Here is a 2742-nt window from a genome sequence, read left to right as displayed (position 1 = left end):
CGTAAAAATAAACGCAGGCGCTGTGGTGTATCGCAATAACGTAAATTACCCGGTAGAGCTGGGGCAGGCGCTAATTTGCTGCGCCGTACCTGCTAAAGGCGTTGATGAGCTTGATTTAGAGCTGTAGGTTAAAATCGCACTTGAGGTGTAAAAATTCGCGAAGCCCAAAATGGAATTAATACTGTTTTAGTTAATGCCTATTTAGCTATCCGATTATGTATTTTTATTGGTAGGGTTTTCTTGAAAATACTGTGCATACAATACATCAGCAAAATCATTTTCACTAATTTCGCCGATAACTAAATCTTTTACAGCATCAGCTATTAAATCGTTATCGCTAATTAATTCGTATTCATTTAATGACAAATACTCTAGACCAACAACTAGCCCTGTTCGTTTATTTGCGTCAGGTAATGCATGAGCTATAGCTATACTTGCTGTATATTTAGCTGCTATTTCAAATACATCATCCAATCCATCATAGATAATTGCATTATCTATTCGCCCTAAAGCACCCTGTAATTTAGGAATGTCGACAGAACCTTTCATACCGGGTTCACTTTCTAAAATAAAAGCATTAATTTCAATAACCCTTTCAAATGGAAAGCAAATTATTTCCATTACATATGAGCCAATTTAGTAAATGTTTTTCTGTGCGTTCTTATCGCTAGTTTAGCTTCAGATTTTACAATTTGCTTACCTGATTCCCCAGATAAATCTAAAATTTTAGTTGCTTTAATCTTAGGTCTAGCAACTGCTGAAACGCCGTAAGCTTCTACTTTTTTATTCATCACAATCACCTTTTGATAACGTATTAAGTTGAGTATACATCTATATCATGAAAGAGAACATGGCGAGGTTGTAGAATAACACTAACAGCGAAAATTAATTAAAAAATGAGCTTATGAAATAATCTCTAAGTTTTTAAACATGTAAATAGTACATTTGAAACTTATAAAAAAGCACGATGACTTCTTTTAAAACAGTAGCAAGCTTTTATCACTGGGCAAGTAAACCTACTTTTGTTTCGGGCATTGTGATACCGCCATACATTTCGCGAAGGTCTGAGTGCTCCCCCATATTTATTCCTACCGCCAAATTTTAGATATCTTCTAACTGCTCTGTCAGAAAGAATTCCCCTTATTTTCACATGAAATTTCTCACAGTATTATTCGCATAGATTTGTATCAACTAATTGAATTAATAGTTGTCTGCCAGTCAAAATATCGGCCTATTCACTTACACTAAATTTCAGATTTCACTTAATCAAGCACAAAAAAAGAGGCTACGTAGCCTCTTATAAAACAGTATTAAAAACTTAAAACTAAGCGAGTAAACCCGCTTTTGTTTCAGGCATTGCTATAAAACCATCAAGTTTACGAACGTTGTTTAGCCATCTTAAAATATTGGGATATTGCTCAAGCGATACGCCGCCCTCTGGTGCGTGTGCTATGTACGAAAAGTTGGCAATGTCGGCAATAGTTGGCTGAGTGCCTACTAAGTACTCGCGATTTTGTAAGTATGCATCCATTGTTTTAAATAATGTATGGGCAATGTTTATCGCGTTTTGATGATCAAGCTCTGCGCCAAATACCGTAACCAAACGCGCCGAACACGGACCTGAAGCCACAAGCCCTGCAGCAACGCTCAACCAGCGCTGAATGTGTGCTTGAACAGTTACATCTTCAGGGTACCAGGTTCTATTAGCATCAAACTTTTGTGCTAAGTACATTAAAATAGCGTTTGAATCGTTAATAATGTCATCGTTATGTTTAAGTACCGGGACTTGCCCAAAAATATTCATTTTTAGAAAGTCAGCTTGTTTTTGTGCGCCGTTTTGCAGTGCAACATCAACCATATTTACATCAAGATTTAAAAGCGATGTAAATAGCTCTGCACGATGTGAATGACCAGATAAAGTAAAACGGTATAGCGTTAGGTTGCTCATGGGTTGTCCTGTTTTTAATTTTGAATAGTGATTTTTAATAACGCTATTCTTTCACTATTATCAGTTTTGAAAAACCGAGCTAGTAAGGAATAAATGTCAATGCTATATTGACAATCATGGATACTATTATTGGCATTAAAACAATCATAGCGGTTGTTGAAACNCAGCCGCAGGCGATAGACTAGGGCTTTCAAAGGCACTGGTCAGTAAGTACGTGGGCATTGTAGAGCAAGACTTAGGGGTTAGATTATTTAACCGCTCCACGCGCAGAATTTCGATTACCGAGGCGGGGCAAAGTTATTACGCAAGCGTAGTGCCTGTAATTGAAAGCTACAGCGAAATGCTCGATAACTTATCGGGTCAAACAGCGCTTGCTAGCGGCAAGCTTAGGGTGAGTGCGCCGGTGTCGTTTGGTGAATCAAACCTTGCGCCGTTAATGCCTGAGTTACTGAGCCGCTATCCCGATTTAAGTATTGATTTAGTGCTTTCAGACAAAACAATTGATTTGCTAGAAGAGGGGGTTGATTTAGCAATAAGAATTGGCAGTGTGTCTGACTCTAATTTAATTGCGAGGCAAATTACCAGTTACCCTTTAATTTTATGTGCATCAGCAGATTATATTCAGCGGTTTGGTGCACCTATAAGTGTTGGCGAGCTTGAACAACACGCTACGGTGATTGATAGCAACTTTAAAATAGGTCGCCATTGGCCTCTAGTTTCACCTAGTGGTGAGGCATTAACGGCAAGCGTAAACTCGCGTGTTTCGGTTAATAATCCGCAAGCTGTAAAAGAGG

Annotated in this window: 4 protein-coding genes; 1 reads left to right on the top strand and 3 read right to left on the bottom strand. The window is 38.2% G+C overall.

Annotated elements, in window-relative coordinates:
- Positions 1 to 213: 213 nt before the first annotated feature.
- The 3 genes from L654_RS0108875 to L654_RS0108860 form a co-directional block, all read right to left on the bottom strand.
- Positions 214 to 621: a type II toxin-antitoxin system death-on-curing family toxin gene (locus L654_RS0108875; RefSeq protein ID WP_024607825.1), complete on the bottom strand. Its 408-nt coding sequence runs from the start codon at positions 619 to 621 to the stop codon at positions 214 to 216.
- The gene (locus L654_RS0108870) at positions 621 to 791 is read right to left on the bottom strand and encodes a hypothetical protein (RefSeq protein WP_007375222.1); all 171 of its coding nucleotides are present in this window, start codon (positions 789 to 791) and stop codon (positions 621 to 623) included. Before L654_RS0108870 ends, L654_RS0108875 begins: the two co-directional genes overlap by 1 nt.
- A gap of 533 nt (positions 792 to 1324) precedes the next feature.
- On the bottom strand, positions 1325 to 1948 hold the full coding sequence (locus L654_RS0108860) for a glutathione S-transferase (RefSeq protein ID WP_024607824.1): 624 nt from the start codon (positions 1946 to 1948) through the stop codon (positions 1325 to 1327).
- A gap of 214 nt (positions 1949 to 2162) precedes the next feature.
- Between L654_RS0108860 and L654_RS01000000125800 the strand changes: the two genes are divergently transcribed.
- A partial coding sequence (locus L654_RS01000000125800; protein ID WP_263640627.1) for a LysR substrate-binding domain-containing protein occupies positions 2163 to 2742 on the top strand: 580 nt, incomplete at its 3' end.

Source organism: Pseudoalteromonas sp. TAB23 (assembly GCF_000498075.1).
Classification (GTDB): domain Bacteria; phylum Pseudomonadota; class Gammaproteobacteria; order Enterobacterales; family Alteromonadaceae; genus Pseudoalteromonas; species Pseudoalteromonas arctica.
The sequence above is the reverse complement of the archived record's forward strand: the minus strand, read 5'-3'. Positions and strand labels throughout refer to the sequence as shown.

Bases quoted from the DNA above. Each gene is read 5' to 3' on its own strand.
- L654_RS0108875 (WP_024607825.1), bottom strand. From the start codon at position 621: ATGGAAATAATTTGCTTTCCATTTGAAAGGGTTATTGAAATTAATGCT.
- L654_RS0108870 (WP_007375222.1), bottom strand. From the start codon at position 791: ATGAATAAAAAAGTAGAAGCTTACGGCGTTTCAGCAGTTGCTAGACCT.
- L654_RS0108860 (WP_024607824.1), bottom strand. From the start codon at position 1,948: ATGAGCAACCTAACGCTATACCGTTTTACTTTATCTGGTCATTCACAT.